This is a genomic window from Delftia sp. WSY_10, from assembly GCF_043104705.1.
Lineage (GTDB): Bacteria > Pseudomonadota > Gammaproteobacteria > Burkholderiales > Burkholderiaceae_C > Comamonas > Comamonas tsuruhatensis.
Genome location: NZ_JBICKY010000030.1, coordinates 51,501 through 65,081, shown reverse-complemented (window position 1 = coordinate 65,081; position 13,581 = coordinate 51,501). Strand labels below are relative to the sequence as shown.

Sequence of the window (13,581 nt, the reverse complement as noted above, 5' to 3'; positions counted from 1 at the left end):
CATGACGCGCACGCAGCAACGCTGGAAAGCCATCGCCGTGGCGGTGGTCCTGTTGGCGGCGGCCGGGGGCGCGGCCGCCTGGTGGTCCAGCCGGCCTGCCGTGGCCTACCAGACCGAGACCGTGGCGCGCACCGATATCGAGTCCACCGTCACGGCCATCGGCACGCTGCAGCCGCGCCGCTATGTGGACGTGGGCGCCCAGGTGTCGGGCCAGGTCACCCGGCTGCGCGTGGAGCCCGGCGCCCAGGTGGAGAAGGGCGCACTGCTGGTGGAGATCGACCCCAGCGTGCAGCGCGCCACGGTGGATGCGGGGCGTGCCTCGCTGGCGGGCCTGCGCGCCCAACTGGCCGAGCAGCAGGCGCTGCGCAAGCTGGCCGAGCAGCAGCTCACGCGCCAGCGCCAGCTGGCCCGCGACGGGGCCACGCGCGAGGAAGACCTGCAGACCGCAGAAGCCAACCTGGCCGCCGCCGGTGCCCGCATGGAGCACCTGAAGGCCCAGATCGACCAGACCCAGGCCACGCTCAAGGCCGACGAGGCGCGCCTGGGCTATACGCGCATCTACGCGCCCATGGCGGGTACCGTGGTGTCGGTGGAGGCACGTGAGGGCCAGACGCTGAACGCCACCTACCAGACGCCCAACATCCTGCGCATTGCCGACCTGTCGGCCATGACGGTGTGGACCGAAGTGTCCGAGGCCGACGTGCGCCGCGTGCGCGACGACATGCCGGTGTACTTCACCACGCTGGGCGGCGCCGACCAGGCCAGGCCCCGGCGCTGGTCCAGCAAGGTGCGCCAGGTGCTGCCTTCGCCCTCTACCAGCCAGGCGCCGGCCGGCGGCAATGCGGGCCAGGCGCCTGCGCCCGCCACCAAGGCCGTGGCCTATACCGTGCTGTTCGATGTGGACAACGAGGACGCCGAGCTGATGCCCCAGATGACGGCCCAGGTGGTCTTCGTCACCGGCCAGGCCGCGCAGGCGCTGACCGTGCCGCTGATGGCCGTGGCCGACAAGGCGGGAACGACTGACAAGGCGGAAAAGGCAGAGAACGCCGAGAAGGCCGAGAAGGCCGGCAGCACGCAGACCGTGCGCGTGCTGGACGCCAAGGGCCAGCCCGAGCAGCGCACCGTGCGCCTGGGCGTGCGCAGCCGCCACCAGGCCGAGGTGCTGGAGGGCCTGCAGGAAGGCGAGCGCGTCATCGTCGGCGAGACGCCTCTGGACCGTGGCCCGCGGTGGCTGCAATGGTGATGGCGCAGGGCATGCAGGCCGGCGCGCCGCTGACCGCACCGCTGATAGAGCTGCGCGGCATCACCAAGCACTACGGCGGCGGCGACAGCGGCCAGCCCGCCGTCACCGTGCTGCACGGCATTGACCTGGAGATTCGCGCGGGCGAGTTCGTGGCCGTGGTGGGCAGCTCGGGCTCGGGCAAGTCCACGCTGATGAACATCCTGGGCTGCCTGGACCGGCCCAGCGAGGGCAGCTACCACTTCCAGGGCCAGGACGTGGCCACGCTGGACTCGGATGCGCTGGCCTGGCTGCGGCGCGAGGCCTTCGGCTTCGTCTTCCAGGGCTACCACCTGATAGCCAGCGAAAGCGCCAGCGAGAACGTGGAAATGCCCGCCATCTACGCGGGCCTGCCCAAGGAAGAGCGCGTGCGGCGCGCCCGTGCGCTGCTGGAGCGCCTGGGCCTGGGCTCGCGCCTGGGCAACCGGCCCAACCAGCTGTCGGGCGGGCAGCAGCAGCGCGTGTCGATTGCGCGCGCGCTGATGAACGGCGGCCAGATCATCCTGGCCGACGAGCCCACGGGCGCGCTGGACTCGCACAGCGGCGCCGAGGTCATGGCCCTGCTGCGAGAGCTGGCCGATGCGGGCCACACCATCATCCTCATCACCCACGACCGCACTGTGGCCGCCCAGGCGCGCCGCGTGATCGAGATCAGCGACGGCCGCATCACCAGCGACAGCCGGCGCGACGATGCCGCCAACGCGGTGAATGCGGCAAATGCGGCGAATGCGGGCGCCGCTGCCCTGCCGCTCACGCCGCAGCGCGGCAGCGCCGGCGCGCCCTGGCTGGCCGAGCTGTTCGAGGCCGCGCGCAGCGCCTGGCGCGGCATGCGCATGAACCGCGTGCGCACCAGCCTGACCTTGCTGGGCATCGTCATCGGCGTGGCTTCGGTGATTGTCATGCTGGCCATTGGCGAGGGCGCGCGGCGCAAGGTGGTCGAGCAGATGGGGACCATGGGCACGGCCATCCTCTACATGGGCAGCAAGCCGCCGGCCACGGGCGGGCCGGCCGGGCAGATGACCGAGGAAGACCTGGCCGCCGTGCGCGAACTGCCCGAGATACGGCGCGTCATGCCCGTCATCGGCGACCCCATCACCGTGCGCTACGGCAAGGCCGACAAGCAGATCTACGTGTTCGCGGCCAGCGAGGAGATGCCCCTGGTGCACCACTGGAAGGTGGCCCAGGGCCGCTACTACACCGAGGCCGAGGACCGCGACCTGGCGCCCCTGGTGGTCCTGGGCCACAAGGCGCACCAGCATTTCTTCCCCGACACGCCCAACCCGCTGGGCCGCCAGCTGATCATCGGCACGTCGGCCTTCGAGGTCATCGGCGTGATGAGCGAGCGCGGCGCGGACTCGGGCGCGCAGAACTATGACGACATGGTCTTCATTCCCTACCGCTCGGGCCGGGCGCGCGTCTACCAGTCGCAGACCCAGCCCGACTATGTGGTGATCGAGGCCATGTCCTCCGACGTGGTGCACGAGGCGGAGGAGGCCATGCGCAAGCTGCTGCTGGCGCGCCACGGCGGGCGCGAGGACTTCGGCATCGGCAACGCGGCCGCGCGCATCCAGGCCGAGGCGGCCACGCGCCAGAGCATGGCGGTGATGCTGGGCCTGATTGCCGCCGTCTCCCTGGTGGTGGGCGGCATCGGCGTGATGAACGTGATGCTGATGACGGTGCGCGAGCGCACGCGCGAGATCGGCATCCGCATGGCCACGGGCGCGCGCCAGCGCGACATCCTGCGCCAGTTCCTGACCGAGGCCAGCCTGGTCACCTTCGTGGGCGGCACGGTGGGCCTGCTGGCCGGGCTGGCCGTGGGCGTGGTGCTCATCGTGGCGGGCGTGCCCGTGGTGTTTTCGGTGCGCGCCATGCTGGGCGCCTTTGCATGCGCCGTGGTGACGGGCCTGGTGTTCGGCTACATGCCGGCCAAGACGGCGGCGCGGCTGGACCCGGTGCGCGCGCTGGCGGGAGAGTGAGATGAAAGACATGAACGACAAGACGCTGGGAAATGCACGCCTGGGCTGCATCGCTCTCGCGCTGCTTGCCCTGGGCGGCTGCGCCGCGCAGCAGACGGTGCCGGACAGGACAGCGCCTGCGCTGGCCGCTTCGTGGAAGCAGCAGGGCGAAGCCGTCCCTGCCTCTGTTTCACCGCAGTGGTGGCAGGCCTTTGGCAGTGCGGAGCTGGGCGGCGTGGTGCAGGCCGCCCAGGACCAGAGCCTGGACATGGCTGCCGCCATGGCCCGCGTGCGCCAGGCCGAGGCGGCCACGCGCCAAGCAGGCGCGGCGCTGCTGCCCTCGCTCAATGGCGAGCTGCGCGCCCAGCGCATGAACCATGCACAGGTGGCGGGCGGGCAGGCCAGCGTCTACGGCGCCGCGCTGACGGCCTCGTATGAGGTGGACTTCTGGGGCCGCAACCGCGCCACGCGCGATGCGGCGGCGGCGGCCTGGCAGGCCAGCCGGTTCGACCAGGACACGGTGCGCCTCACGGTCACCGCCCAGGTGGCCCATGGCTGGCTGCAGGCCGTGGCGCTGCGCGAGCGCCAGGCCATTGCGGCGCGCAACGTGGCCAATGCCGAGCGGCTGCTGGGCCTGGTGGAGTCCCGTGCGCGCGCAGGTGCCGCCACCCAGCTGGAGCTGGCCCAGCAGCGCGGCCTGGTGGCCAGCCAGCGCCAGGCCCTGGCCACGCTGCGCCGCCAGGGCGAGGATGCCGATGCCACGCTGGCCGTGCTGCTGGGCCAGGCCCGGCGCCCCGCGCTGGCCACGGATTCGCTGCAAGCCCTGCAGCTGCCCGAGATCGGCCCAGGCCTGCCCACGCAGCTGCTGCAGCGCCGCCCTGACATTGCCAGTGCTGAGGCGCAACTGACCGCCGCCAGCGCCAACCTGCAGGCCGCCCGTGCGGCGCTGTGGCCCCGGCTGACCCTTACGGGCAGCGCGGGCACCAGCGCTGGGCGCGCCAGCGACTGGCTGCGCGAGCCGGTCTATTCGCTGCTGGCCGGACTGGCCGGCCCCATCTTCGACGGCGGCCGGCTGGCGGCCGAGCGCGATGGCGCCCAGGCCCGGCGCGAAGAACTGCTGGCCGGCTATTACAAGTCCATCGTCGCGGCCTATGGCGATGTGGACCTGGCGCTCAACGCCGTCCACGGCCTCAAGGCCCAGGCCGAGGCCCAGGCCGAGGTGCTGGCCCAGGCCCGCCAGGCCGTGTCGCTGGCCGAGCTGCGCTACAAGGCGGGGGCGGAAAGCCTGCTGTCCCTGCTGCAGGCCCAGACCACGCTGTACGCGGCGCAGGACGATGCCGTGCTGCAGCGCCTGCTGCAGCTGCAGGCGCGCGTGGCGCTGTACCGCGCGCTGGGCGGGGGATGGGAGCCGCCTGCCATGGGCACTGAAATGCCGGAAAGGCAGGCACAAAAAAGCCAGGGGGCATTGCCACCTGGCTGAGAGGGAAGGGCCAGGGTCGCCACCCGGTCCTGCCGGGTGTGCGGCCTGAGACCTCAGGCTTGAAGCCTGCTCAGCTGCCGCGCGTGATTGGCACGCCGGCATCCTTGCCGTAGGCGCCGTACTTGCCCAGCTCCCACTTGGCGATGGCGTTGCGGTGCACTTCGTCCGGGCCGTCGGCAAAGCGCAGCGTGCGCGCGTGGGCGTAGGCGCTGGCCAGCGGGAAGTCGTCGCTCATGCCGCCGCCGCCGTGCACCTGCATGGCCCAGTCGATGACCTGGCAGGCCATGCTGGGGGCCACGACCTTGATCATGGCGATCTCGCTGCGCGCCACCTTGTTGCCGGCAATGTCCATCAGCCAGGCGGCCTTGAGCGTGAGCAGGCGCGCCATGTCGATGCGGCAGCGTGCCTCGGCGATGCGTTCCTGCGTCACGGTCTGCTGGGCCACGCTCTTGCCGAAGGCGATGCGCGAGCTGGCGCGCTTGCACATCAGCTCCAGCGCGCGCTCGGCCAGGCCGATCAGGCGCATGCAGTGGTGGATGCGGCCGGGGCCAAGGCGGCCCTGGGCGATCTCGAAGCCACGGCCCTCGCCCAGCAGGATGTTGCCCACGGGCACGCGCACGTTCTCGAAGTACATCTCCATGTGGCCGTGCGGCGCATCGTCATAGCCCATGACGTTGAGCGGGCGCACGATGCGGATGCCGGGCGCGTCGCCGGGCACGATGATCATGCTTTGCTGCGAGTGCTTGGGCGCATCGGGGTCGGTCTTGCCCATGGTGATGAAGACCTGGCAGCGCGGATCGCCGGCACCCGAGATCCACCACTTGTGGCCGTTGATCACGTACTCGTCGCCCTGGCGCTCGATGCGCGTGCAGATGTTGGTGGCGTCGGAGGAGGCCACCTCGGGCTCGGTCATGGCGAAGGCCGAGCGGATCTTGCCGTCCAGCAGCGGCTTGAGCCAGCGCTCCTTGAGTTCGGTGCTGCCGTAGCGCGCAATGGTCTCCATGTTGCCGGTGTCGGGCGCCGAGCAGTTGAACACCTCGCTGGACCATGGCACGCGGCCCATGATTTCGGCCAGCGGCGCGTATTCCTGGTTGGTCAGGCCGCCGCCCTTGTAGCCTGCGGCCTCGGCGCTGTCCACGGGCAGGAACAGGTTCCACAGGCCTTGCTCCCGGGCCTTGACCTTGAGCTTCTCGATGGTCTGCAGCGGCGTCCAGCGCTTGCCTGCGGCGGTGTTGGCTTCCATCTCGGCGGCATAGTCCTTTTCGCCGGGATAGATGTGCTCGTCCATGAACTTCAGCAGGCGTTCCTGCAGGTCCTTGGTCTTGGGCGAATATTCAAAGTCCATGGATGCGCTCCTTCTCTTGGCTTGTCGCTTGTGGTGGAAACGGGGTGATCGGTGAGTGTTGGGGGCTGGTCTGGATGGCTCAGCTGCGCTGGGCAAAGGACCAGGCCAGCTCGGCCATGGGCCGGGCGGTGTCGCCGGAGGCCTTGGCCTGGGCGCTGGAGGCCGTGCCGGCCTCCACGCGCTTGGCGATGCCCTGCAGGATGGCCGCGATGCGGAACATGTTGTAGGCCATGTAGAAGTTCCAGTCGGCGCGCAGCGTGTCCACGTCCTTGAGGCCCGTGCGCTCGCAGTAGCGGCGGATGTATTCCTCTTCGTCTGGAATGCCCAGGGCCGCCAGGTCCTTGCCTGCGATGCCCCGGCCCAGCGTGGCGGGGATGTGCCAGCTCATGCAGTGGTAACTGAAGTCGGCCAGCGGGTGGCCCAGGGTGGACAGCTCCCAGTCCAGCACGGCGATGACGCGCGGCTCGGTGGGGTGGAACATCAGGTTGTCCAGGCGGAAATCGCCGTGCACGATGGACACGCGCGAGGCATCCAGCGCGCTGGCCGGCATGTGGGCGGGCAGCCACTGCATGAGCTGGTCCATCTCGGGGATGGGCTGGGTGACCGAGGCCACGTACTGCTTGCTCCAGCGGCCGATCTGGCGCTCGAAGTAGTTGCCGCTCTTGCCGTAGTCGGCCAGGCCCTGGGCCGCGAAGTCCACGGTGTGCAGGGCCGAGATCACGCGGTTCATCTCGTCGTAGATGGCGGCGCGCTGGGCCGGCTCCATGCCGGGCAGGGACTGGTCCCAGAGCACGCGGCCCTCCATGCACTCCATGATGTAGAAGGCGCGGCCGATGATGGATTCGTCCTCGCACAGCGCATACATGTGGGGCACGGGCACGTCGGTGCCGGCCAGGCCCTTCATCACGCGGAACTCGCGCTCGATGGCATGGGCCGAGGGCAGCAGCTTGGCCACGGGGCCGGGCTTGGAGCGCATCACGTAGCTGCGTCCCGGGGTGATCAGCTTGTAGGTGGGGTTGGACTGGCCGCCCTTGAACATCTCCACCTGCAGCGGGCCGGCAAAGCCCTGCACATGGCCCTGCATCCAGGCGGTGAGCGCGGGCACGTCGAATGCGTGCTGGTCGGAGACGGCGCGTGTGCCTACGAAATGGTCGAAAGTGCTCATGGGGCAGTCAGTCCTGTGATCGGTTCGAGAATCGGTTCAACAAACGGGAACAGCCGCGCAGCACGGGCGCGGCAAGGCACCGGCCGGCGCGAACGTCCGGTCGGTGCAAGAAAAGGGGAGGGGGCGCGGCGCGGGCCGCGCAGGTTCAGGCGTCGGGCGCGGCGATGCGCAGCAGCGTGTCGCGGTCGCAGACCACCAGGCCGCCCGGCTCGATGCGGATGGCGTTCTCGCGTTCCATGGCCTTGAGTTCCTGGTTCACGCGCTGGCGCGAGGCGCCCAGCAACTGGGCCAGTTCCTCCTGCGCCAGGTGCAGGCCGATGCGGATCTCGCTGCCATCCGACAGGCTGGTCACGCCATAGCTGCGCACCAGGTGCAGCAGCTGCTTGGCCAGGCGCGCGCGCAGCGGCAGGGTGTTGAGGTCCTCGACCAGGCCGTAGAGCTGGCGGATGCGCCGCGCATGCAGGCGCAGCATGGCTTCCGAGAACTCCACATGCATGGACAGGATTTTCTTGAAGTCGGTCTTGGACACGCACAGCAGCGTGGTCTCGCCGTGCGCATAGGCATCGTGCGTGCGCTTGTCCCCGTCCAGGATGGCCACGTCGCCGAACCAGATGCCCGGCTCCACGTAGTCCAGCGTGATCTGCTTGCCCGTGATCGAGGTCGAGCTCACGCGCACCGCACCCCGGGCGCAGGCGATCCATTCCTCGGGCGGTTCTCCGCGTGCGCAGATGAGCGTGCCATCTTTGAACCGTTTGACGTAAGCGCATCGAAGAATGTCGTGCCGAAGCGATGGAGAAAGTGATGAAAACCAGCGACCGGAATTGATCGCTTCACGTTCTTCGATGGTAAGAATCGGGTCGTCCATGGCCTGTCTTTTGCGTGACTGATGACGGTCACATTGTCGCGTGTGGGACCGCCGCGGCGCAGCATGCCGCCGGCGGGCCTGTCACTTCGGTGTCTGGGCCTGCCGAAAACGGGGCAGGGCGGCGAAAAAAAGGCGACCCGTCGTGCATCGGGTCGCCGGCTTTGCAGGGCTTATGGCTCCTCGTGCGTGAGGCTCAGCCCCAGCGCGCCACGGCGGCGCAGCCAGGGGCTGGGGCGGTAGCGCGGGTCGCCGTAGACGGTCTGCAGGTTGAACAGGACCTCCAGCATGTTGGTGGGGCCCCAGCGGTCGCCCATGGCCAGCGGGCCCATGGGATAGCCCAGGCCCAGGGTCACGGCCTTTTCCAGGTCGGCCGGGCTGCCGATGCCCTGCTGGCAGATGTCGCTGGCGATGTTGACGATGGAGCCCACCACGCGCTGCGTGACGAAGCCGCCGCTGTCGCGGATCACGCTCACGGCCTTGCCGTCGCTGGCAAAAAGCGCATGGGCGGCGTCGCGCATGTCGGTGCGCGTGGCCGGCGTGGTGGCCAGCACGCGGCGGCGCGTGTCGGCGTCGGCGATCAGCATGTCGATGCCCATGGTGCGCGTGCAGTCCAGCCGCTCCACGGCAGCCACCGTGGTCACGTCCAGGCCCAGCGGCGCCACCAGGATCAAGGCCTGCTCGGTCGGTGCCTGCGCGGTTTCAATGCGTGCGCCCAGGCTCTTGAGCAACTGGTAGATCTCGTTGCGCCGGGCCGCGCGTGCCGACACCCAGACCGGTGGCAGCGTCTGCACCTGCGGCACGGCAGGCTCGGCAGGCTGCTCGGCGCGGCCTTCGGCATAGCGGTAAAAGCCCTGGCCGGTCTTGCGGCCCAGCAGGCCGGCCGCCACGCGCTGCGCGGCAATGGGGCTGGGGCGGTAGCGCGGCTCCTGGTAGTACTGGTGGTAGATGTGCTCCATCACGGCATGGGTGACATCCAGGCCGGTGAGATCCATCAGCTCGAACGGGCCGAGCTTGAAGCCCACCTGCTCGCGCAGGATGCGGTCGATGGTGGCGAAGTCGGCAATGCCTTCCTGCACGATGCGCAGCGCCTCGGTCACATAGCCGCGGCCCAGGTGGTTGACCAGAAAGCCCGGCGTGTCCTGCGCGCGCACGGGCGTGTGGCCGAAGCTGCGCGCGAACTGCGCCAGCGTGGCGCAGGTGGCCTCGTCCGTGGCCAGGCCGCGCACGATCTCCACCACCTTCATCAGCGGCGCCGGGTTGAAGAAGTGAAAGCCGGCAAAGCGCTGCGGGTGCTCGAGCGCCGTGGCCAGCGTGGTGATGGACAGGGCCGAGGTATTGCTGGCGATGAGGGTCCCGGGCGCAACGATGGCCTCCAGCTCGCGCAGCAGCGCCTGCTTGGCATCCATGCGCTCGACGATGGCCTCGATCACCAGGTCGCAGTTCCTGAACGCATCGAGACCGTCCGCCACCGTCACCCGGGCCTTGCAATCTGCGGCCTGCTCACTTGTTATTTTTTGTTTCTTCTCAAGCAGGTCCCACAGCGCAAACAGCTGTTGCTGCGCTTGCGCGGCAGCGCCCGGGCGAGCGTCCTGCAGCAGCACGCCGGCGCCTGCCTGGGCGGCCAGCTGGGTAATGCCTTGCCCCATGATGCCTGCGCCTATCAATCCGACGTTCCCGATAGGAGAAATGTTGTTTTGGATCATGTACATAGAGGAGGTGTCCTACAGGTGTCTATGCAAAAATGCAAGCGTTCAAAGAAAGGCTGATGTGAGAATTTGTAGCACCATTCTCGGCGTCGCCCTGTCCTCCATGGCCTGGAACGCGTCCGCATTGTCGTTGGGCAGTCCCCGGGGCAACGTGGTGCTGGGCGCTCCGTTCGACCTGGTGGTGGGCTTGCAGCCCGATAGCGGAAATGACGCCGGCAGCTCCTGCGTGCGCGCCGAGCTGCTGGCCGGTGACAGGCCCATCGAATCCTCGCGTGTGCGCGTCAGCCCGACCACATCGGGCAAGGCGGTTCGTGTGCAGGCCAGCTACACGGTGGACGAGCCCGTGGTGACGCTCAAGCTCTGGGCCGGCTGCGAAGGCGGCGGCATCAGCCGCAGCTACACGCTGCTGGCGCAGCTGCCCGAGTCGGTGGATGCCACGGGCAATCAGCCCATCAATGTGCGGGAGCTGGCGGCAGCCCAGCCGGCGCTGGCGGCCGCGGGTGCCGGTGCTGCAGGTGCAGCGGGGGCAGCGGGAGCCGCTTCCGACCCATCTTCGACTTCCTCCCGCCCGGCCGCTGGCCGCAGCGCCCGTTCCGATTCCAGGCCCGCAGCGGTGCCCGTTGCCAAGGAACCGAAACCCCAGTCCAAGCCAAAGACACAGCCAAGGCCCCAGGCCAAACCCAAGGCGGCGGCCGAGAAATCCAGGCCGCCCGTGGGCGTGACCGCCCGGGCCCAGGCCGGGCAGTTGCAGGCGGGCCTGCGCATAGAACCGCGCCTGCGCATGGAGCCGGTGGAGGAATGGCTGGGCACGGGCGGCACCCCGGGCGCAGCCGGAACACCCGGGACACCCGAGGGCGCCGCCGCATCTGCGGCTCCCATGTTCGATGCGGGCAGCGAGCAGCTGGCCGAGGCCAACAAGCGCGTGCAGGCGCTGGAGGCCGAAATGGCGGCCTTCAAGAAGCGCGACACCGCCGACCGTGGGCAACTGGCCCAGCTACGGGCCGAACTGGAGGCCATGCGCCAGGAGTCGGGCGGCTCGTCGTGGCTGTTCAATGCGCTGCTGCTGGCGCTGATCGCCGCCGTGGCCGTGATCGCATGGATGGCCTGGAAAATGCGCTCGGGCGCCTCGCTGTTCTCGCGCGAGCCGGATGCCTGGCGGGAATCGGTGGAGCGTTCGTCGCAGGACCCCGTGCCCTCGAGCCCGCCGCATTCGCACGATGACGGGATCAACACCCTGCCGCATTCCCTGGACCCCCATCGGCCCACGCGGCCCATGGCACCCAGCCTGCGTGAACACCGGCCTGCGCCGTCGCCGGATGATCGCCGTGGCCCGGATACCCTGGCCTCGCCCTATGTGCAGCGCGGCGCGCAGATGCGCCCTGGCGTGACCTACGAGCTGCATGAGGACGTGGACCCCGGCGATTTCGGCCCGGCCACCATTCCCGTGCCTGTGTCCGTGCAGGCCGAGCTGCCCGAGCCGGAGGGCGAGAAGACCGCAGCGCGCTCGCCTGCGCCCGAGGCCATCAAGGCCCGGCGCATGGTGCAGCCCGGCGAAATGTTCGACGTGCAGCAGCAGGCGGAATTCTTCATCTCGGTGGGCGAGCACCAGCAGGCCATCGAGCTGCTGCGCTCGCACATCGCCACGCATGAGGATTCCTCGCCGCTGGCCTATCTGGAGCTGCTGCACCTGTACTACACGCTGAGCCGCCGAGACGACTTCGACCAGCTGCGCGCCCGCTTTGCCAAGCATTTCAACGCCCGCGTGCCGGCCATGCCGGGCTTCACCGACAAGGGCAGCAGCCTGCTGCAGGGCTATCCCGAGCAGCTGGCACGCATCGAGGCGCTGTGGCCTGTGGACGAGGTCGAGGACTGCCTGGCGCACTACCTGTTCAAGCAGGACGGTGCACCCGACCCCGATGCGCCAGCCCCCTTCGACCTGGCCGCTTTCGATGACCTGCTGCTGCTGCTGTCCATCGCGCGCACCTCGCCTGCCGGAACGCGCGGCGAGCCCGGCCCGCGCGAGCGCACCACGCCGCGCATGGTGGCGGGCACGGCCGCAGCCGGCGCAGCCACGGCCGGCGCAGCCGTCCTCGCATCGGCCGCGGAACCCGCTCCCGCACCGGCCGCCGCTGCCGCCTTCATGGATGTGGATTGGATGGCCGAGCTGCAACCGCCTCCGGTAGAGGCCGCGCCGCAGCAGGCTGCCTCTTCCCTGTCGCCGCAGGATCCGGGCCTGGAGTTCACGCCCATGGACACGCAGGCGCTGTCCGTGGTCTCCGGTACAGCCGGTGAGAAGGCTGCCGACAGCCGCGCGCCGGACTCCCTGTCCGCGCCGCTGCAGTTTGAAATGCAGCCGCTGGACTTCGACCTGGATCAGGCAGGCCAGCTGCCTGCCGGCCAGGTGCGTGCCGTTCCGCTGAGCGAGACGCCGTCCTTCATCCACGATGCGGCGGCACCGCTGCTGGACATAGACCTCACCGCGCTGGGCGAGGATGAACTGCCCACGGTGGACGTGCCTTCGCGCTTTCCGCCCGTGGTGCTGTCGGCGCCCGGCTCAGGCCCCGTGGGCTTCAGCGAGCACAATCTCAAGGCGCCGCTGAGCATGGATCTGGCGCTGGAGAACTGGGAACTGCAACCGCCCGAAACCCTTCGCGATCACCGCGGCCTGGACGAGCCCTTGAGCCGCTCGGTGGACATGCTCCTGTCGCGCGAGACCGACCCGGCCTTTCGGACCTCGCCACAGGCTCCGTCGCCGCAGGGTGAAGGCAAGGAGCCGTCCAAGGACTGAGCCAGGTGCACATGCAAAAAAGGGAGCAGATGCTCCCTTTTTTGATGTGTGGTCCCGCAAAGGCTCAGTCCGCAGCCTGCATGCTTGCGAGCAACTGCTGCGCCGCCGCTTCCGGGTCCTCGGCATTGACCAGTGCCCGCACCACGGCCACCGAGCCCACGCCCGTGGCGCGCACGGCCGGGAACTGGTCGGCTGAGATGCCGCCGATGGCCACCAGCGGATAGCGCTGCATCAGGCGCACATAGGCGCCCAGGCGCGCCAGGCCCTGCGGAGCCGTGGCCATCTTCTTGAGCGTGGTGGGGAAGACGGCGCCCAGCGCGATGTAGCTGGGCTGCACCGCGTGGGCGCGCACCATTTCGGCATAGCCATGCGTGCTCACGCCCAGGCGCAGGCCCGAGGCGTGGATGGCCTGCAGGTCGGCGCCGGCCAGCGCATCCAGGTCTTCCTGGCCCACATGCACGCCATAGGCGCCGGCATCGATGGCCTCGCGCCAGTGGTCGTTGATGAAGAGCAGGGCGCCCGTGCCTTCCACGGCAGCCACGGCGGCGCGCACTTCGCGCGCGATGGCGTCGCGGTCCTCGGACTTGAAGCGCAGCTGCACGGTGGGCACACCGGCGCGGGCCATGCGGCCCACCCATTGCGCATCGGGCAGCACGCCGTAAAGGCCCAGGGACCTTGGGCACCCCGGGAAGGCCAGTGCGGGATCGGCGCCCTCCAGGCCGAAGTCGCGCGGATCGTCGGGCCATAGCGTGGCCTCGAAGCGGCCCCTGCGCAGCGTCTGCGCTTGCCAGGCGCAGGCCAGCGTCTCGGCGTCGATGGCGATGAAACCCAGGGCGCTGCAGGCCTGCAGCGCCGCAAGATAGGCCGGCTCCTGGCGCTGTGCCTGCGGCACGGGCTGCGAGGGCAGGGCGGAGCCTTCAGGGGCAAAGGTGGCGCCGTGCAGGCGCACGATGGCATCTGCCCAGGACTGGATGGAGTCGTTGCTCATGGCCGGTCTC

Annotated in this window: 9 protein-coding genes; 4 read left to right on the top strand and 5 right to left on the bottom strand. The window is 69.6% G+C overall.

Features of this window, described 5'->3' with window-relative positions; genetic code table 11:
* Nucleotide 1: 1 nt before the first annotated feature.
* From ACF8ML_RS13530 to ACF8ML_RS13520, 3 genes are read left to right on the top strand one after another with little or no spacing between them, the layout of a single operon-like run.
* Nucleotides 2–1,243 (top strand): efflux RND transporter periplasmic adaptor subunit, encoded by a 1,242-nt coding sequence (locus tag ACF8ML_RS13530; protein ID WP_088165029.1) that lies wholly within the window; start codon nt 2–4, stop codon nt 1,241–1,243.
* Nucleotides 1,243–3,255: an ABC transporter permease gene (locus ACF8ML_RS13525; RefSeq protein WP_047219734.1), complete on the top strand. Its 2,013-nt coding sequence runs from the start codon at nt 1,243–1,245 to the stop codon at nt 3,253–3,255. Before ACF8ML_RS13530 ends, ACF8ML_RS13525 begins: the two co-directional genes overlap by 1 nt.
* A gap of 1 nt (nt 3,256) precedes the next feature.
* Entirely contained in the window at nt 3,257–4,714 is a 1,458-nt protein-coding gene (locus ACF8ML_RS13520) for an efflux transporter outer membrane subunit (RefSeq protein ID WP_392407237.1), read from the top strand.
* Between the two features lie 70 nt (nt 4,715–4,784).
* Here ACF8ML_RS13520 and ACF8ML_RS13515 read toward each other — a convergent pair whose 3' ends face one another.
* The 4 genes from ACF8ML_RS13515 to ACF8ML_RS13500 all read right to left on the bottom strand — a co-directional run bounded on the left by ACF8ML_RS13515 (nt 4,785) and on the right by ACF8ML_RS13500 (nt 9,798).
* Nucleotides 4,785–6,059 carry an acyl-CoA dehydrogenase family protein gene (locus ACF8ML_RS13515; protein WP_016446718.1) on the bottom strand — a complete coding sequence of 425 codons (1,275 nt, stop codon included), beginning with the start codon at nt 6,057–6,059 and terminating at the stop codon, nt 4,785–4,787.
* Nucleotides 6,060–6,138: 79 nt separating this feature from the next.
* Nucleotides 6,139–7,224: a phosphotransferase gene (locus ACF8ML_RS13510; RefSeq protein ID WP_061287584.1), complete on the bottom strand. Its 1,086-nt coding sequence runs from the start codon at nt 7,222–7,224 to the stop codon at nt 6,139–6,141.
* Nucleotides 7,225–7,369: 145 nt separating this feature from the next.
* Nucleotides 7,370–8,089: a Crp/Fnr family transcriptional regulator gene (locus tag ACF8ML_RS13505; protein WP_012205125.1), complete on the bottom strand. Its 720-nt coding sequence runs from the start codon at nt 8,087–8,089 to the stop codon at nt 7,370–7,372.
* A gap of 170 nt (nt 8,090–8,259) precedes the next feature.
* Nucleotides 8,260–9,798 carry a 3-hydroxyacyl-CoA dehydrogenase gene (locus ACF8ML_RS13500; protein WP_392407235.1) on the bottom strand — a complete coding sequence of 513 codons (1,539 nt, stop codon included), beginning with the start codon at nt 9,796–9,798 and terminating at the stop codon, nt 8,260–8,262.
* A 121-nt stretch (nt 9,799–9,919) separates the two neighbouring features.
* Here ACF8ML_RS13500 and ACF8ML_RS13495 point away from each other — a divergent pair, with 121 nt between their 5' ends.
* The gene (locus tag ACF8ML_RS13495; protein ID WP_392407234.1) at nt 9,920–12,583 is read left to right on the top strand and encodes a FimV family protein; all 2,664 of its coding nucleotides are present in this window, start codon (nt 9,920–9,922) and stop codon (nt 12,581–12,583) included.
* A gap of 64 nt (nt 12,584–12,647) precedes the next feature.
* On the opposite strand, the gene thiE is transcribed toward ACF8ML_RS13495, so the two are convergent.
* Nucleotides 12,648–13,571: a thiamine phosphate synthase gene (gene thiE / locus ACF8ML_RS13490; protein WP_016452921.1), complete on the bottom strand. Its 924-nt coding sequence runs from the start codon at nt 13,569–13,571 to the stop codon at nt 12,648–12,650.
* Nucleotides 13,572–13,581 lie beyond the last annotated feature (10 nt).

Bases quoted from the DNA above. Each gene is read 5' to 3' on its own strand.
- ACF8ML_RS13530 (WP_088165029.1), top strand. From the start codon at position 2: ATGACGCGCACGCAGCAACGCTGGAAAGCCATCGCCGTGGCGGTGGTC.
- ACF8ML_RS13525 (WP_047219734.1), top strand. From the start codon at position 1,243: ATGGCGCAGGGCATGCAGGCCGGCGCGCCGCTGACCGCACCGCTGATA.
- ACF8ML_RS13520 (WP_392407237.1), top strand. From the start codon at position 3,257: ATGAAAGACATGAACGACAAGACGCTGGGAAATGCACGCCTGGGCTGC.
- ACF8ML_RS13515 (WP_016446718.1), bottom strand. From the start codon at position 6,059: ATGGACTTTGAATATTCGCCCAAGACCAAGGACCTGCAGGAACGCCTG.
- ACF8ML_RS13510 (WP_061287584.1), bottom strand. From the start codon at position 7,224: ATGAGCACTTTCGACCATTTCGTAGGCACACGCGCCGTCTCCGACCAG.
- ACF8ML_RS13505 (WP_012205125.1), bottom strand. From the start codon at position 8,089: ATGGACGACCCGATTCTTACCATCGAAGAACGTGAAGCGATCAATTCC.
- ACF8ML_RS13500 (WP_392407235.1), bottom strand. From the start codon at position 9,798: ATGTACATGATCCAAAACAACATTTCTCCTATCGGGAACGTCGGATTG.
- thiE (WP_016452921.1), bottom strand. From the start codon at position 13,571: ATGAGCAACGACTCCATCCAGTCCTGGGCAGATGCCATCGTGCGCCTG.